The sequence below is a fragment of the Bradyrhizobium sp. F1.13.3 genome (assembly GCF_040548265.1).
GTDB lineage: Bacteria > Pseudomonadota > Alphaproteobacteria > Rhizobiales > Xanthobacteraceae > Bradyrhizobium.
Genome location: NZ_JBEPRI010000011.1, coordinates 299,363 through 315,619 on the forward strand (window position 1 = coordinate 299,363; position 16,257 = coordinate 315,619).

Sequence of the window (16,257 nt, forward strand, 5' to 3'; positions counted from 1 at the left end):
TTCCGCCAGCAGGCCGCATTCAAGGCGACCTGCGGCCGCCCGTCAATGACGCTAGTGCTCGAACACCAGCCGCGCGCCGACGGTGCCCTCGAGGCTGCGGATCTGCGCAAGCAGCGCGCCTGAATCCTGGCCGCCGAGGTCGGCATCGAGCACGACGTAACCGAGATCGCCGGAGGTCTCCAGATATTGCGCGGCGATATTGATGTCGCGCTGCAGGAAGACCTCGTTGAGCCGGCGCAGCATGCCGGGCACGTTGCGATGGACGTGGCTGAAGCGCGCGCCGGAGGGACGCAGATGCAACTGCACCTCCGGGAAATTCACTGCCCCCGTGGTCGAGCCGGTGATGAAAAAATCGACCAGCTTGCGCGCCACCTCGCCGCCGATGCGCTCCTGCGCCTCCTCGGTCGAGCCGCCGATATGCGGCGTGAGGATGACGTTGCCGAGGCCCTGCACCGGGCTCTTGAAGCGGTCGGAATTCGAGGACGGCTCGACCGGAAACACGTCGATGGCGGCACCCGCGAGATGGCCGTCGCGCAGAGCCCGCGCCAGCGCGTCGAGATCGACGACGGTGCCGCGGCTGTTGTTGATCAGGAGGGAGCCGGGCTTCATCGCCCGCAGCTCTTTCTCGCCGATCATCCCGGCGGTCTCCGGCGTCTCCGGCACGTGCAGGCTGACGACGTCGCTCTGCGCCAGCAGCTCTTCCAATTTCTCGACCGGCTCGGTGTTACCGTGGCGGAGCTTGTCGGTGCGGTCGAAATAGATCACGCGCATGCCGATCGCCTCCGCCAGCGTCGAGAGCTGCGAGCCGATATTGCCGTAGCCGATGATGCCGAGGGTGCGGCCGCGCACCTCGCGACTGCCGGTCGCCGACTTGTCCCAGCCGCCCTCATGGGCTGACACCGAGCGCGGAAAGATGCGCCGCAGCAGCATCACGATCTCGCCGATCACGAGCTCGGCGACGCTACGCGTGTTGGAGAACGGCGCATTAAACACGGGAATACCGCGCTTGCGCGCCGCCAGCAGATCGACCTGATTGGTGCCGACGCTGAAGCAGCCGACGGCGAGAAGCTGGTCGGCCGCTTCCAGCACCTCATCGGTAATCTGGGTCCGCGAGCGGATGCCGAGCAATGACACGCCCTTGAGCGCCCGCCGCAGATCCTCGCCGTCCAGCGCCTTGGTCAGGCGCTCGACATTGGTGAAACCCGCAGTTCTGAACAGGTCCACGGCGCTGTCGTTGACGCCTTCGAGCAGCAGCGCCTTCGCGTTCCGCTCAGGGCTTTGGCCTGGGGCTGGCATGAAATCTCCGTGGGTCACAGCTTCGCCGCAGCTCATAGACCGCGGGGGATGCGCAGCACAATAGGGTTCGGATACGGGGAGAAGATGGCGGGGCGGTCGTCAGATCACGTAAAACCCGTGCGTTCCGTCCAGACGCAATTGTTCGACCAGACCATATTCCCAGTCGAGATAGGCCTGCATCGCGCGCTCGTCGACGCCGGTGCCTTCATAGGGGCGGCGGTAGCGGTGGGCGGGGTCGGGCCTGGGCAGGACGTGCGGCGGACCGACTTCGAGCGCGCCGTCATAGCCGCCTTCGCGCACATAGACCTCCCAACCCATCTGCGCGAGCCAGGACGCCGTCATGTCGGCGCGGACGCACTTGTCGTCGGTCAGCACGATGCGCGCGCCGCGCACCGGTGCGGCCATGTCGGTTTCCTGCACGAGCTGGCCGCCGGGATAGTGGCGGAAGCCCGGGAGGTGGCCGGCCGCATATTCCTCGGCGTCACGCACATCGAAGCGATAGAGCGTGCGATCGGTCTGCGCGACAAGCGCAGCCATCTCGCTCGCGCCGATGTGGCGCACACCGGCGCGATAGGCGACGTCGCGGGCATTGGCCGGGCCGCCCTCGAACGACCCGATCGCACCACGCCGGTCGGCACCATGGTCGAGCGTATGCCGCGCCAGCGTCCAGCCGATGGTGCCGTTGCGCAGCGCCCGGACCTTGTTCGGCACGCCGGCATTGATCAGCGATTGGGTGCCGATGATCGAGCGGGTGCGGCCGGCGCAATTGACGATGATGGTGGTGTCGGCATCGGGTGCCGCCTGCCCTGCCCGCAGCACCAGCTCCGCGCCGGGCACGCTGACCGAGCCCGGGATGTTCATGGTGGCGTATTCGTCGAAGCGGCGGACGTCGAGGATGGCGATGTTAGCCTTGTCCGCGATGAGTTTTGCCACCTCGTCGGCACTGAACGAGGGCGTGTGCCGGCGCGACTCGACCAGCTCGCCAAAGGCTTTTGAGTAGGAGTTGACGTCCTCGAAGATTTGATAGCCCGCGTCGCGCCAGGCCTTCAGCCCGCCGTCGAGCGCGCGGATGTTCGTGTAGCCCAGACCCGCGATGCGCTCGGCGCCGGCAGTGACCAGTTCTTCGCCATCATCATAGAGCACGATCGGCACATCTTTGCGCGGCAGCCTGACCTCGGCTTCGATCGCAATCCGATCGGCGGCCAAATTGGCGGCGAACAGCGGATGACCGGTCGCGAAGCCAGCCTCGTGCCTGAGATCGAGCAGCGCGATCTCCTCGCGCAACAGCAACGCGCGGCGGATATCGGCGGGGGTGACGGTGGTGAGCTTCATGGCATGAACTCTGGGAAGTGGCCATGAGCTTTTGAACCATTGTTGCGGCATTGGCTAGCCATGCCGCGCACAATCAAATTCAATAGCCCTTGTCAGACACATCATGGTCGAGGAGGAAGATCCTGCGCGCGAACGCCTCTCGACGGTCGCGAGTTCACCGCGTCGGCGTCACCTCAATCACATTCGTATGTAGCGACCACTTTCGCGAAGTCGAGCTGATCGAGAGCATCGCGGTCGATCCAGAAATGAAGCGTGCATCCGATGTTGGCGTGCCAGTCAAGAAACGCGCGATCACCTTGCATCTGGAGCAATAATATATCTTCCAAGTGCTGCTCCGTCGCATTCTGCGGGCCACTGCCATATCCCAGCATCTGATGCAGGGCGGTGTTAAAACGGCGGTATTGGCCGTCTCTTGCGGTCGGGGTCTTCCAATGATTTCGACGCGCGAAATTCGTAAGATAGCTGAGAGGCACGTCGTCGAGAGCTTTAACATCCTGCTCCGCCATGCATCGGATCGTATGATTGATGGCATTGCCGAGATCCGACGCGATTGTGGACGAATACGTATAGACGTATTGTCGGACATTCTCGTAGGTGTGCACGACGTCGGTCCACCAGGCCCGAAAGGTCGCTCTTGTGTCCGCATCCACGTTATCCATTGGAGTCAGCGCCCGACAGCGCTCGAGCCATCCGATTGCGCCAGCGCGAAGGCGCTTCAATTCCGCGGCTCCCTCGTCGTTGAGCGGCTTGTAGGAGTATCCGGGTGTCAGGTCGCGAACGACGTGCGACAGCACAGACCGAACCACATGATTGATCAGGAGCCAGTTGAATGGCCAATGATCGTCCTTCTCGTATTCGGACGCCATTCTGAATTGCACCAAATCAGGTCCTCGCGGCTCCCCGGGACCCAATGCCTTGCATAATTCTGCGATCAAGAGTTCGCCTCCGACGGCGTCCTCATGGAAATAGAAGTCCCGGAATACGTGGAAAGAAAGTGGATATTTGAATTCGACCTTGGAATGAAAATCGATCGCCGGATCGAGCCATTTGACCTGGGCGTCACCATTGGTCCCCGCCAGCGGCATTAGATCGGCCGGTGGCGCGCGGTCGGGATATGCGTCACCCGCAGCAGTACCGTAGAGAATACGGCAAGGCGGACGTCCTTCGCCCACGAACACGGAGCTGCAGAAGAAATAGAGCGTGCCTCGCTTCGGCAGCGGCGACCAACCGGAGCCCGGGACTTCGGCCAGGTCGATCTGAGCGACGAAGGTGAGCGCGACGGTCTCCAAGGTTTGGTTCGCTCTGACCTCCGCCGTCGGCCACTCGAACTGCGGAGGCAGCCTGGGAAGCCCGCCGAAGAAACTCCGCGCTGGGTGCGCGAGCGGCACTGGCAGGTCACTGCGTCTCACCAGTACGGCAGGCAGCGCAGTCTCTTCGATCTCGTCGCGTTCGGACAACGCCATCAGATAACCACCACTTCAGGATGCACCTCACCAATCGAACCATTTTGCGAAGGCTCCGACAAGTGCTTCTTGTCCGCAGCGCCAACGCGATTCGTTGTCACTGCTATTCGGCGATCGCCGAACGGCAGTCGACGCGATCACTCGCCCGGCACGAGCCGGCCGAGCGGTGGCTGCGCGGGGCGTCGCAGCTTGCGGCGCGAGAGATAGAGCAGGACGCCGGTGACCGCGAACAGCGGCATGAGCGCCGCGGCCACCATGAACGCGAGCTTGCCGGGCCAACCCAGAATCGCGCCGCGGTGGATGTCGAGCACGTTCGCGATGATCTTCTCGCCGAACGTCTTGTCGGCGTAGCGTTCCGCGGAGACCAGCTGACCGGTGACGGCGTCGATGCGGAATTCGTCGCGCGTGGTATCGAGCGTGGAGTCTTTCCCCCGTGAGCGGATCCGGATCGCCGTCCCCGCACCGGCGGGCAGCGTCAGCAACGCCTTGGAGAAGCGGCTCCCCTCCTCGCGCTGGAAGGCGGCCCACGCGCGATCAAAGCCGATCGGCTGTGCCGTCTCGCTGGCGCCGGCGGCCGAACGCGACGCCTTTGCAGGCATCCTGAGCTGCATCTTAGCGGCGGCGACTTGCGGCCGCGACAGCAGCCAGACGACTCCGTCCTTGTACCAGTCGAACGAGTACCAGAGCCCGGTGAGCGTCATCACCAGATAGACCGGCAGGACCCAGGTGCCGATCACCGCATGCAGCGAGCGATGCAACCCGCGCCCGCTGAGCCCGAGATTTGGCTTCAGCCACATCTTCACGCTGCCTGCACGCCGCGGCCAGCGCAGCACGAGACCCGAAACCAGCATCACGATGAGGCCGAGCGCCGCGATGCCCGTGATCTGGCGCCCCCAGCCCTTGGCGTCACCGGGAATCAACAGCCAGCGATGCAGCTTGCGCACGGTCGCAAAGAATCCCTCGCCGCGCGGCGCACCCAGCACGCGCGCGTCATAGGGATCGACATAGAGCGAGGACGGCCGCGCGCCCTGTTCGTCGCGGGCAAAGCGGACATGCACCGGGGCGGACGGATCACTCGCTAGCGTCACGGCGGAGACCTTGCCGACATTCTGCCCCGCGGTCAGGCGCGCAACCAGCTCGTCCGGCATCAGCGCCGCTGCCTGGCGCGGCGCGACCTGCATGATGCCGCTGTTCAGATAGTCGCCGATCTCGTCCTCGAAACTCATGATCATACCGGACAGCGCGATCACAGCGAGCAGCAACGCGAGCACGAGGCCCGCGATGGAATGGACCCGAAGCAGGGTCGCCTTGATCGCGCGCCAGGGGTCACGCATTGGCACGGGCCTTCCCGCTCGGCGCGGTCATCAGGCGAGCGTCCCTGCGCGACATGCCCATCGCTAAAACTTCACCGTCGCCGACAGCGACACCCGCCGCGCGTCGCCGATGGCGACGTTCAAATTATTGACGGCGGAGGGATAGTAGACGGTGTCGAACAGGTTCTTGACGTTGAACTGGTAGATCACCGGCGTGTTCTGGTGTTTCGTCTCATACGTCGCGAAAATATCGGCGACCACATAAGACGGCAGGAAGAAAGTGTTGATGGAATCGCCGGGGCGGTCCCCAACATAGCGCGCGCCGCCGCCGAGGCGGAGCTGACCCGGTAGGGCTGTGCCGAAGTCATAGACCAGATAGAGCGAGGTGGTGTTCAAGGCGACGTTTTGCAGCTTCTTGCCGAGCAACGTCAAATCCTCGGATGCCGTCACGCGGGCGTCGGTGTAGCCATAACTGCCGATCAAGGCCCAGCTGTCGGTGAGCCTGCCGGTGACATCCAACTCGACGCCGCGCGAGTGCGCACGGCCCACGGTGTGGAGTTCCACCACGCCGGCGCTGTTCGTCTTCGTCGTCTGCACGTTCTTCTTGTCGAGATCGTAGAGCGCCAGCGTTCCGGAGATACGCTTGTTCAAATCGAACTTCACGCCGGTCTCGTATGACACGCCTTCTTCCGGCGCGACATTGGAGCCGATCGTGACGCCGATCGGCGCAATGGTCGAATTCGGCTTCAGCGATTCGGTGTAGCTCGCATAGAGAGAGATCTGGTCGGTCAGCTTGAAAATGGCGCCGCTAAGCGGGAGCACCTTGTCCTGAGATACATTGGTGTTGGTGACGAACGGCTTCCCGCGCCCGGCGATCTGGTCGTAATCCATGTACCGCACGCCGCCGACCAACGCGAACCGCTCTGTCAGATGCAGCGTGTCCTGGACGAACATCGACCATTGGCCGAGCTTGTCGGTCTGCGCACTGTCTGGATTGGACACCGTCGTTCCCGGTCCGATCAGACCGTAAACGGGATTGTAGACATTGAAGGCGGGAGTTGCCTGCCGGATCAGATTGTCCCGGTAGATCGTGCGATACTGGCCGTCGCCACCGAACACCACATCATTGCGCATGTCGCCGAGCCAAAAGCCGCCGGACATGTAGGACGTTCCGTAGCTGGCGTTGCTGAGCGAGCCCCGTGTGCCGTCGTTGCTGCGGGTCTCGGCGCCCGTCGTGAAGTTGAGCGTGGAGATGCGGAGCTGGTTGGCGCTGAAGGTTTCCGTGTTGTAGCTGTAGCCAGCGTAGAGCTTCCAGTCCTGATTGAAGCGGTGCTCGACCGACGCCTGGATCAGGTCCGACGTACCCCATGTGTTATTGAATGGCTCGTCGAGCCGGCGCGTCGTGGGCACCGCCAGCGGCGCCTTCGTCACCGGATTGAACGCCGTGCCGCGATCGAACGGATAGATGAACTCGCGATGCTCGTAGTTGAGCTGCACCGTGGTGTCCTGACCGTACCAGGCCAGCGACGGCGCAACCAGCATCTCGCGATGCCGGCCGAAATTACGCCAGTAATCCTCGCTGACGCCGTAGCCGATGAAGCGATAGGCGAGGCCCTGGTCACCAATCGGACCGGTGATGTCGAGCAAGCCGTCAGCGCCAGTTCTCGAGGCATTGAAGGCCGAGCCGAGCAGCGTGACCGAGCCATGCTGGTACAGCTCCGGCCGCTTGCTGATAGTGTTGACGATGCCCCCGGGGTCCATGATGCCGTAGAGCAGCGAGGCCGGTCCCTTCAGCACTTCGACGCTCTGGACTGCGGGATTGAAGCTGCGCCCCTGCACCAGCGGCATGCCGTTGCGCATGATCGAGCCGTCGCGGTTGTCGCCGAAGCCGCGGCGGATCACTGCGTCCTGGCTGCCGGCGAGCGTGTTGGTCTGGGTGATGCCGGAAACGTTGATCAGCGCGTCGTCGATGTTGCGCGGGAGCTGGTCCTTCAACACCTGCGCGGGCACGATGTTGACGGCCTGCGAGGTGTCGAGCGGCGAGGCGCCGCTGCGCAACGTGGTTGCGCTCGGCATCGCGCGGTAGCCGAGCTTTGCGGCTTGTTGCGCGGCGGCTTCCGCGGCGGCGCGTTCCGAGAGCGTCGGCGCTGCGGGGGCTGGATTGCGATTGCGCTGGCGCGCTGCGGCTTGCGTACGGCGTGGAGACTGCTCCGATGCACGCGCCGCTTTCGGCCGCGGTGCCGGCGCCTCCACCGTCACCGGCGGCAGTGCGGATTGGGCCTGCGCGGTCGCCGAGCTGGAGGGACATTCAGCGAGCAGCACGGCCGCGCCGATGAGAAGACCCGCGCGGCTATCGCCGGCAAGCGTTCGACGGCCGCTGACGCGCTGGCCGTCCAGATAGACACGCACTTTCGATTCACTTCCAGGTCAGACGCAGAAGCTGGCGCGTCTAACAGTCGTGCTACGCGAAGAGAACCGTAGGCGGCCTTGAATCGCTCTAGTGTTGAATGGTTCTAGATTCCGATCGCGCTATTCGGCAATCCTCGATTGATTGCGCAGCGAGCGCGACACGCAGCGCGCGAATTCACAGCACCTGTGGCGGTTTTGCGCGATCTCACGCGATGGCGGGCACCATCAATTCGTCGAGCTTCCGCTTGAGCGCGGTGCCGTCGGACAAGGCCCGGAGCGGCGGCCGCACGCGCAGCCAGCTCGCATCGCCCGTCTGTGCCGCGAGGATGGCTTTCAGCGTCGTGAGGAAGGATGGCGATTTCACCACGATGTCCACGGCAGCCTGCATTCGTGCTTCGACATCCTTGCCGTCGATCATTGCCTTGACCAGCTCCGGCGCGATGTTGGCCATGCCGCAGATGGTGCCGGCACCGCCGGCGGCGATCGCGCGGGTGATGTCAACCTCGTTGCCGACAGTGATGGCGAGCTCGGGCGCGGCGGCGCGGAACGCCTGGAACTGCTTGAAGTCGCCGCTGGAGTCTTTCAGGCCTGCAACGACCTTGCCGTAGCGCTTGCGCAAATTCGCGGCGACGCTCGTCGGGATCGCGACACCCGAGATCTGCGGGATATGATAGAGGTAGGCCCGCAGGCGATCGTCGGCGACGCCGTCGAGGATCACCGCAAACGCATCCTCGATGCCTTCAGGGGTGACGCTGCGGTCGAAGTAAGGCGGCAGACACAGCACGTGACGCAGGCCGAGGCCGAGCACGGCACGCGTCAATGCGATGCTGTCGCTGATCGCGGGGAAGCCGCCGCCGATTCCAATTCGCTCCGGCGCAACGCCAGCCTTGAGCACGGCCTCGATGGTCGCGACGCGTTCGGTGACATTGAAGGAGGTGCCCTCGCCGGTGGTGCCGAACAGCACGACACCGTCGACGCCCTTGCCAAAGAGTTGCTTGGCGTGGGCTGCGAGCTTTGCGGAGTCCACGCTGCCGTCCGTCGCGAGCGGCGTCGCCGACGCCACCCAGAACCCGCGAATCGCCTCCGTCATCACACCATCCGTTGCTGTGGCTCCGGACCAAGCCTCTGATCTCGGACGATCCGAGGGGGGCTTCCCGAAGCGTTGTTTTTGCTTTACTTTTCGCGTTGTACCTTACATACAACAAAGGCGCAAATCCTTTCCGTCGTCATGGCGCGCATGACACGCAGCCAGATTCCGAGGAGGTCTCGCATGAACATGGTGACCCCCATTGAACGGCCGACCCAGTTGCTTGGCGCCTTGCGCGACAGGCTCGGCGCGGCTGCCGTGCTTGTTGGCACCGACGTGCCCGCGCGCAATTGCAACGACTGGAGCGCGAGCCTGCCGCAAACGCCGCTTGCGGTGATCCGTCCGGTCGACGCGCAAGGCGTGGCAGACGCGATTCTGACCTGCCGGCAGGCGCAGCTGCCGTTCGTGCCGCAGGGCGGATTGACCGGGCTGTGCCGCGGCGCATCGCCTGAAGCAGGCTGGGTCGCGATCTCGCTGGAGCGCATGAGCGGCATCGAGGAGATCGATCATGCCTCGATGACGATGACGGTGAAAGCAGGCACGCCGCTTCAGACGATCCAGCAGGCGGCCGACGAAGCCGGATTCTTCTTCCCGCTCGATCTCGGCTCGCGCGGATCCTGCGCGATCGGCGGCAACCTCTCGACCAATGCCGGCGGCAACCGCGTGATCCGCTACGGCATGACGCGCGAACTGGTGCTCGGGCTCGAAGTGGTGCTGCCCGACGGCACCATCATCACCAGCCTCAACAAGCTGATGAAGAACAATGCCGGCTATGATCTGAAGCATCTGTTCATCGGCTCGGAGGGCACGCTCGGCATCATCACCCGCGTGGTGCTGCGGCTGTTTCCAAAACCGCGCTCGACCATGGCCGCGCTCTGCGCGCTCGAGGACTATGCCGCGGTGATTGTGCTGCTCGGCGCCGCGCGAAGCGGGCTCGGCCCGCTGCTGTCGGCGTTCGAGGTGATGTGGCCGGATTACTGGGACGTGATCACGAAACGCGCCGGCGTCAAGCCGCCGGTCGCCGCAGGCCACGGCCTCTACGTACTGGTCGAAGCGCAGGGCACCGACGAGAGCCTCGACGCGCCGCGCTTCCAAAGCTGGCTCGAAGAGCTGATGGAGCGCGGGCTGCTCGCCGACGCCGCCGTGGCGCAATCGCTGGCGCAAACGCAAAGCTTCTGGCGCGTGCGCGACATCTGCGCCGAGTTCGGCCAGGTGCTGGGGCCGCACATCTCCTACGACATCGGCCTCGCCGTGGCGCGGATGGACGAGTTCGTCACGCGCTGCAAGGCGGCGCTCGCGGATGGCATCGAGGGATGCGAGAGCGTCTATTACGGCCATATCGGCGACGGCAATCTGCATCTCGTCTCCTGGGTGACCGGCCTTGCCGTCGAGCGGCAGCCGAAGGAAGCGATGGATGCGATCATCTACGGCCTCGTGCGCGAGATGGGCGGCAGCGTCTCCGCCGAGCACGGCATCGGCACGCTGAAGAAGAAGTGGCTGGGTCATGCCCGCAGCGAGGCCGAGATCGCGCTGATGCGGACGCTGAAGGCCGCGCTCGATCCCGATCATCTGCTCAATCCCGGCAAGGTGATCTGAGAGAGCCGATGCGATCGCTGAAGCTCGATGCACCGAAATCGCTGTCGCAGCGGGTGATGCAACGGCTGCGCCAGGCCATCATCGACGGCGAGTTCGCGCTCGGCGCCGCCATCTCCGAGGAGATGGTGGCAAACTCCTTCGGCGTCAGCCGCACCCCGGTGCGCGAGGCGATGGGCCAGCTGCAGGCGCAGGGCCTCGTCGTGATCCGGCCGCAGGTCGGCAGTTTTGTCTTTACGCCAAGCGCGGAAGACATCACCGCGCTCTGCACGTTCAGGATCGCGCTCGAACCCAAGGCCGCCGAACTCGCCTTCCGCCATGATCGCGCCGGTGCGATCACGACGATGAGCGAGGCGATCGCGGCGATGGAGCCGGCGATCGCGGCCAGGGACAACATCGCCTATGGGCGCGCCGATGCCGCGTTCCACGAGGCGCTGTTCCTCCATTGCGGCAATCGCTATCTCGCCGAATCCTATCAGCTCGCATCCAGCCGCGTCGCAGCACTGCGTACCAATTTGACTTCGCCGATCGACGTTCGCACGCGCACGTCTTTCGACGAGCATCGCAAGCTGCTCGATCTGTTCGCGCGCGGCGAGTTCGCCGGCTTCGCGACGCTGATGACCACGCACATCACCAATTCTGGCGTGGTCTACGCCAAAGCGCTGAAGGTGGATTGAGCGCTGCTACCGCGCGCCTTTGGTGCCGGGCCTGTCCAGAAAATCCAGCGCGGTGTTGATCTGTTCGAGCTGGTGCTCGATCCTGTCGCGGTCCTCGACCGTGGGCGCCTTCTCGAGCTGCTCGACGAGCTTCTGCTTTCGGAGCAGCAAGTTCTCTATGACTGTACTCACGGCTCCCCCATCCGCCAGAGGCGAACATCGAGGCGATATTAGACCCCGGACGCGAGCGCGCGCCAGCCGGGTCCGGCGCAAACCCTGCATCAGAATGTTCGCGAGGGCAGTTGGTTCCTGCGTGTGACGCGAGAACGGATCAGCTTAGGCGCGCTTAGTGGGTCGAGCCCACGCGCGCGAGTTGCACCGGTGCGACGTGGGTACGGGTGACGGAGACCGAGAACAGCGCCAGCAGCGCGCACAGCATGCAGAGCCTCATCCGCACCGTCCTGCGATCGGTGATCGGCAGGAACAGGAAAAACATCATCGCCAGGATCAGCAGCATGTCGACCACAAACATCGATCTCTCCCTTGAAACGAGGCAGAGCATGACGGGGGACAGGCTGGGCGGTATGTGGACGGCGTCACACAGCTGATGGCGGCGCTCGCGAACGGTTAACGTGTCCGCACGCCCGGGCTGCCGCCCACGGAACCGGATCTTTCACGTGCCCGTCGGTTGTATTCGCCGTCCCGGAGTCCTATGCGTATGCGCCATGGACATCCAGATCATCGCCGCCGAAAAACCCCTGATGGCGCAGGCGCGCCCGCGCAAGCCGGCGCCGTTCCTCCCGATGAGCCGCGCCGAAATGGATGCGCTCGGCTGGGACGCCTGCGACATCGTGCTGGTGACGGGCGATGCCTATGTCGACCATCCCAGTTTTGGCATGGCCATCATCGGCCGCCTGCTGGAGGCGCAGGGTTTTCGCGTCGGCATCATCTCGCAGCCGGACTGGCATTCGGCCGAGCCATTCAAGGCACTGGGCAAGCCGAAGCTGTTTTTCGGCGTCACCGGCGGCAACATGGACTCGATGGTGAACCGCTACACCGCGGACCGCCGCATACGCAGCGACGATGCCTATACCGCGGGCGGCGAAGGCGGCAAGCGGCCGGACCGCTGCACCGTCGTCTACGCCCAGCGTTGCCGCGAGGCGTTCAAGGGCGTCCCGGTCGTGCTCGGCGGCATCGAGGCGTCGCTGCGCCGGATCGCGCATTACGATTACTGGTCCGACAAGGTGCGCCGCTCGGTGCTGGCCGACGCCAAGGCGGACCTCTTGCTTTACGGCAATGCCGAGCGCGCCGTCGTCGAAGTGGCGAACCGTCTTGCCGCCGGCGAGGCGCCGCGCGAGCTCGACGACATCAGGGGCGTCGCGCTGTTCCGCCGCGTGCCCGAGGACTACGTCGAGCTGCAAGCCGACGATATCGACTCCGCCGATGAAGGCGCATCGCGGACGAAAGGCTTGACCGTGATCCGGCTGCCCGCTTTGGAGCAGGTCGAGCAGGACAAGGAAGCCTATGCGCGCGCGTCACGCGTGCTGCATCGTGAGAGCAATCCCGGCAATGCGCGGCCGCTGGTGCAGCGCCACGGCGATCGCGATCTCTGGCTCAACCCGCCGCCGATCCCGCTGACCAGCGACGAGATGGATGCGGTCTACGATCTTCCCTACGCGCGCGCCCCGCATCCGTCCTACGGTGACGCGAAGATCCCGGCGTGGGACATGATCAAATTCTCGGTGACGATCATGCGCGGCTGTTTCGGCGGCTGCACCTTCTGCTCAATCACCGAGCACGAGGGCCGCATCATCCAGAACCGCTCCGAGGGCTCGATCCTGCGCGAGATCGAGAAGATCCGCGACAAGACGCCCGGCTTCACCGGCGTCATCTCGGACATCGGCGGTCCCACCGCCAACATGTACCGGATGGCGTGCAAGGACCCGAAGGTCGAGGCGGCGTGCCGGCGGCCGTCCTGCGTTTTCCCCGAGATCTGCCCGAACCTCGACACCTCGCATGACGATCTGATCCGGCTCTATCGCAAGGTGCGCGAGACCAAGGGCATCAAGAAGGTGATGGTGGCCTCCGGCGTGCGCTACGACCTCGCGGTGGAAAGCCCCGAATACATCAAGGAGCTCGTCACCCATCATGTCGGCGGCTATCTGAAGATCGCGCCCGAACATACCGAGCGCGGGCCACTCGACAAGATGATGAAGCCCGGCATCGGCGCCTACAACCAGTTCAAGCGGATGTTCGATGCCGCGGCCGAACAGGCTGGCAAGAAATATTATCTGATCCCGTATTTCATCGCGGCGCATCCGGGCACGACCGACGAGGACATGATGAACCTCGCGCTGTGGCTGAAGAAGAACCGCTATCGGGCGGATCAAGTGCAGACCTTCCTGCCCTCGCCGATGGCTACTGCAACGGCGATGTACCACACCGGCGTCAATCCCTTACGCGGCGTGCGGCGCGGCGGCAGCGACAAGGTCGAGGCGATCAAGGGCCTGCGCCAGCGCCGCCTGCACAAGGCGTTCCTGCGCTACCACGACCCCGACAATTGGCCGGTGCTGCGTGAAGCCCTGAAAGAGATGGGCCGCGCCGACCTGATCGGCTCGCGCCCCGACCAGCTGGTCCCCGCGCACCAGCCGCCCGGCACCGGCAAGGCCGCCGGCACGCGGCGACCGGTTCGTCCAGACGGCAAGACCCAGCGGTTCACGACCAAGAATCTGCGGGTGATGAAGTAGCGGGCGAGCCGGATCAGATCCGGTTCATCCTCGCACTGTCGTGCCCCCAAAACAAAAACCTCGAAAACAACCCCATGCACAGTAGCCGGCATGAGCGGGATCAATGACTTAGGTGCTTTGCGAATCCGTTGAATCCGGCGGGCGAGATAACGAAAAAACGAAAATTAGGTTTTGACGAAATATTGACTCGTCGGGCAAAACAGGCGCAAGCTGCCATTGTCGCGGCACGCGTGACAGGGCGAGGCCCAACCGCTACTCCGTATCAATATCCTCGAGCTTCACACCGCGTCCCGCGCGCAGGCTCGAAGCAACCGTCCCCCGACTTGAATCCATTCAACACAGCAGGCGTCGGTGCGCGCCCGGATGCGCTGGGGAGCGTAGTCGTAAACCCGATCGCGGGGTAGGCGGTGTCCGCTCTGTCCGCGAAACCGGACATGGCCAGTCCGGCTTTGTGAGTCAGCTACGGGCCAAAACCGGACTCACGGTGTCATACACATGTGTCGCGCGTAGTCTATTGCTGCGATCTGCTTTCAAGCAGCCGGTCGCGGACGTCCTCCGATACAAAACGCTCCGCCCGCTGCCATGCCTCGTCGTTGTCGCCGCGGAACTGAAAATATTTCCTAAACACGATGCGCTGAGATTTTGCATCGATAGCAACAGTCTGCGCAAACTGCACCAGCGTGCTCATCTTATGGAAGCCGCCGATGATCAGGATCTGCGCGCCGGCCTGTGACGCAGCGCGCAGCCGATCGCGCAACATTGGTCCATCGGTCGGGCAATTTGAAGCGCAGGAGGACGGCACAAGTTTAAAACGGTGGTCCGCCGTGACATCGTCCCGCAGCGCGGTCATGAATGCCCGCAATCGCTTTTCATGTACGGCCGTCTGATCGGTGGGCTCGTTCGACGTGTCTCTATACTTGAAATCGTCGACGGAGACAGCCAAAGCGTGGCTGGCGGTCTCGGCGGATGCATCTGCGATGAGGCTGGTTCCCAGGAGCAGACCGGCTGTGGTAACAGCGTGCAGGATTGAGCTGTGGCGCATCGTGATGACTCGATCTCCTCGGCTAAGCCCATCTTAGAAGATCGATTCTTTCCGTCTCCTGTCGAAGAAATTAATGCTTGGTAACGCTACGCGGCCGCCCATCGCAGCGCAGCGCTAACGTCTGCAGTGAGTCACAAGCGGTCCTCAGCCGCATGCACACGGCGGGTCGGCTGAGGGCCAAAAGGCGATCATGCGGGATATTATTCTATCAAGAGCAGCCCCCGCTTCTCGTCGCCGTCGAAGGTATTAACAGCGTCGAACAGCCGCTTCCGCTCGACGAGCCAGGGCTGGAAATCGAGATTGACATCGAGGACGAAAACGAGGTCCTCGGCTTCCAAATAGCCCCCGATTGGCGAATGGTGGCCACTCCCAGCACCGAAAATTTGAGCGCGATCGAAATTCACGATGTAGCGTCGCCCCGGATCGTTGGAGCGACGGAGATGCTCCAGAAACAGGGTCTCGCTGAGTTCACGCAAGACTGTAACTTTCCGGCTGGTGTGGGACTGGGCGACTTTGGCCAGCTCGTCGAGCGTGAGACCCATGATGCATACGCCTGTCCAGCAGCTCCACGTGCGGGCCAACACCTTGCCCTCCGTCCTCGCCGCCTCGCCAAGAGACCGGTACGTATTCGCAACAGCGGCAGGTCCGCAGCGAGAGCCATTTGATTGCCAATCAACATGTCTTTGGAATGTGGCTGCCACGGGCAGGTGCCACGCACGCTCTATGAGTTCAGGCGTACGTGTTACCGATGAAGCTATGGCTTCTGATGGAACGTGCGATCGGCTGACCACCAGGGCCCCGGCCCACACCAGACCCACGGCGAGAACCATGCTGCTGATGCTGACGCGGTGCCATCGCTTCATCGGTCAAAACCTTTGGCGGCAACGACGACATCGGCCGGCAAAATGATATTCAGTAGCCTACCGGCAGGAAGAAATTTCATGTGCGCGTCCGTTCGGGCTGAAAATGCGACCGCATCTCGACGGGGCTGACCAAGTCTTCAGGAAAAGCGACAGCCAATCGGACCCTTTTCCGCGACATCGCCGACACGTTTCAGCGTCGCGATCCAGATGCTAGATTTCCGACCCTACCCCGAATAGGAGGACGACATGCCCGATAGCGTCTACAAGGTCATTGAGCTGGTCGGCACCAGCACCGACTCGTGGGAGAAGGCGGCTGCCAATGCGGTCGAGCAAGCCGCTAAATCCCTCCGGGATCTTCGCGTTGCAGAGGTGGTCAAGCTCGATATGCAACTGGACGACAAGGGAAAAGTCGAGGCCTATCGCACCAAGCTCAACGTCTCGTTCAAGTTCGAAGGC

The 16,257-nt window shown here is 63.7% G+C and carries 14 protein-coding genes; 4 read left to right on the top strand and 10 right to left on the bottom strand.

Features of this window, described 5'->3' with window-relative positions; all coding sequences use genetic code 11:
* Positions 1-51: 51 nt before the first annotated feature.
* From serA to ABIB66_RS28105, 6 genes are all read right to left on the bottom strand, one after another.
* Complete coding sequence (gene serA, locus ABIB66_RS28080) at positions 52-1,296, bottom strand: phosphoglycerate dehydrogenase (protein ID WP_354209610.1); 1,245 nt, start codon at positions 1,294-1,296, stop codon at positions 52-54.
* Between the two features lie 99 nt (positions 1,297-1,395).
* Positions 1,396-2,628, bottom strand: coding sequence for a rhodanese-like domain-containing protein (locus tag ABIB66_RS28085; RefSeq protein WP_354209612.1), 1,233 nt, complete (start codon positions 2,626-2,628; stop codon positions 1,396-1,398).
* Between the two features lie 173 nt (positions 2,629-2,801).
* Positions 2,802-4,091: a DUF1963 domain-containing protein gene (locus ABIB66_RS28090; RefSeq protein WP_354209613.1), complete on the bottom strand. Its 1,290-nt coding sequence runs from the start codon at positions 4,089-4,091 to the stop codon at positions 2,802-2,804.
* A gap of 137 nt (positions 4,092-4,228) precedes the next feature.
* On the bottom strand, positions 4,229-5,425 hold the full coding sequence (locus ABIB66_RS28095) for a PepSY-associated TM helix domain-containing protein (RefSeq protein WP_354209614.1): 1,197 nt from the start codon (positions 5,423-5,425) through the stop codon (positions 4,229-4,231).
* A gap of 63 nt (positions 5,426-5,488) precedes the next feature.
* Complete coding sequence (locus tag ABIB66_RS28100; protein ID WP_354209615.1) at positions 5,489-7,813, bottom strand: TonB-dependent siderophore receptor; 2,325 nt, start codon at positions 7,811-7,813, stop codon at positions 5,489-5,491.
* Between the two features lie 205 nt (positions 7,814-8,018).
* Positions 8,019-8,903 (bottom strand): dihydrodipicolinate synthase family protein, encoded by an 885-nt coding sequence (locus ABIB66_RS28105; protein ID WP_354209616.1) that lies wholly within the window; start codon positions 8,901-8,903, stop codon positions 8,019-8,021.
* A gap of 180 nt (positions 8,904-9,083) precedes the next feature.
* Between ABIB66_RS28105 and ABIB66_RS28110 the strand changes: the two genes are divergently transcribed.
* Positions 9,084-10,496 (top strand): FAD-binding oxidoreductase, encoded by a 1,413-nt coding sequence (locus ABIB66_RS28110; protein ID WP_354209617.1) that lies wholly within the window; start codon positions 9,084-9,086, stop codon positions 10,494-10,496.
* Between the two features lie 8 nt (positions 10,497-10,504).
* Positions 10,505-11,170: a GntR family transcriptional regulator gene (locus ABIB66_RS28115; RefSeq protein WP_275174070.1), complete on the top strand. Its 666-nt coding sequence runs from the start codon at positions 10,505-10,507 to the stop codon at positions 11,168-11,170.
* Between the two features lie 6 nt (positions 11,171-11,176).
* Here the strand turns inward: ABIB66_RS28115 and ABIB66_RS28120 are convergent, their stop codons facing one another.
* Positions 11,177-11,341, bottom strand: coding sequence for a hypothetical protein (locus ABIB66_RS28120; RefSeq protein ID WP_275174072.1), 165 nt, complete (start codon positions 11,339-11,341; stop codon positions 11,177-11,179).
* A 154-nt stretch (positions 11,342-11,495) separates the two neighbouring features.
* Entirely contained in the window at positions 11,496-11,681 is a 186-nt protein-coding gene (locus ABIB66_RS28125; RefSeq protein WP_275174073.1) for a hypothetical protein, read from the bottom strand.
* Positions 11,682-11,874: 193 nt separating this feature from the next.
* Between ABIB66_RS28125 and ABIB66_RS28130 the strand changes: the two genes are divergently transcribed.
* The gene (locus ABIB66_RS28130) at positions 11,875-13,896 is read left to right on the top strand and encodes a YgiQ family radical SAM protein (protein WP_354209618.1); all 2,022 of its coding nucleotides are present in this window, start codon (positions 11,875-11,877) and stop codon (positions 13,894-13,896) included.
* A gap of 511 nt (positions 13,897-14,407) precedes the next feature.
* Here the strand turns inward: ABIB66_RS28130 and ABIB66_RS28135 are convergent.
* Positions 14,408-14,938 (bottom strand): DUF2380 domain-containing protein, encoded by a 531-nt coding sequence (locus tag ABIB66_RS28135; RefSeq protein WP_275174089.1) that lies wholly within the window; start codon positions 14,936-14,938, stop codon positions 14,408-14,410.
* A gap of 200 nt (positions 14,939-15,138) precedes the next feature.
* Positions 15,139-15,801 carry a phytochelatin synthase family protein gene (locus tag ABIB66_RS28140; protein ID WP_009859446.1) on the bottom strand — a complete coding sequence of 221 codons (663 nt, stop codon included), beginning with the start codon at positions 15,799-15,801 and terminating at the stop codon, positions 15,139-15,141.
* A 246-nt stretch (positions 15,802-16,047) separates the two neighbouring features.
* Between ABIB66_RS28140 and ABIB66_RS28145 the strand changes: the two genes are divergently transcribed.
* A partial coding sequence (locus tag ABIB66_RS28145) for a dodecin family protein (protein ID WP_354212187.1) occupies positions 16,048-16,257 on the top strand: 210 nt, incomplete at its 3' end.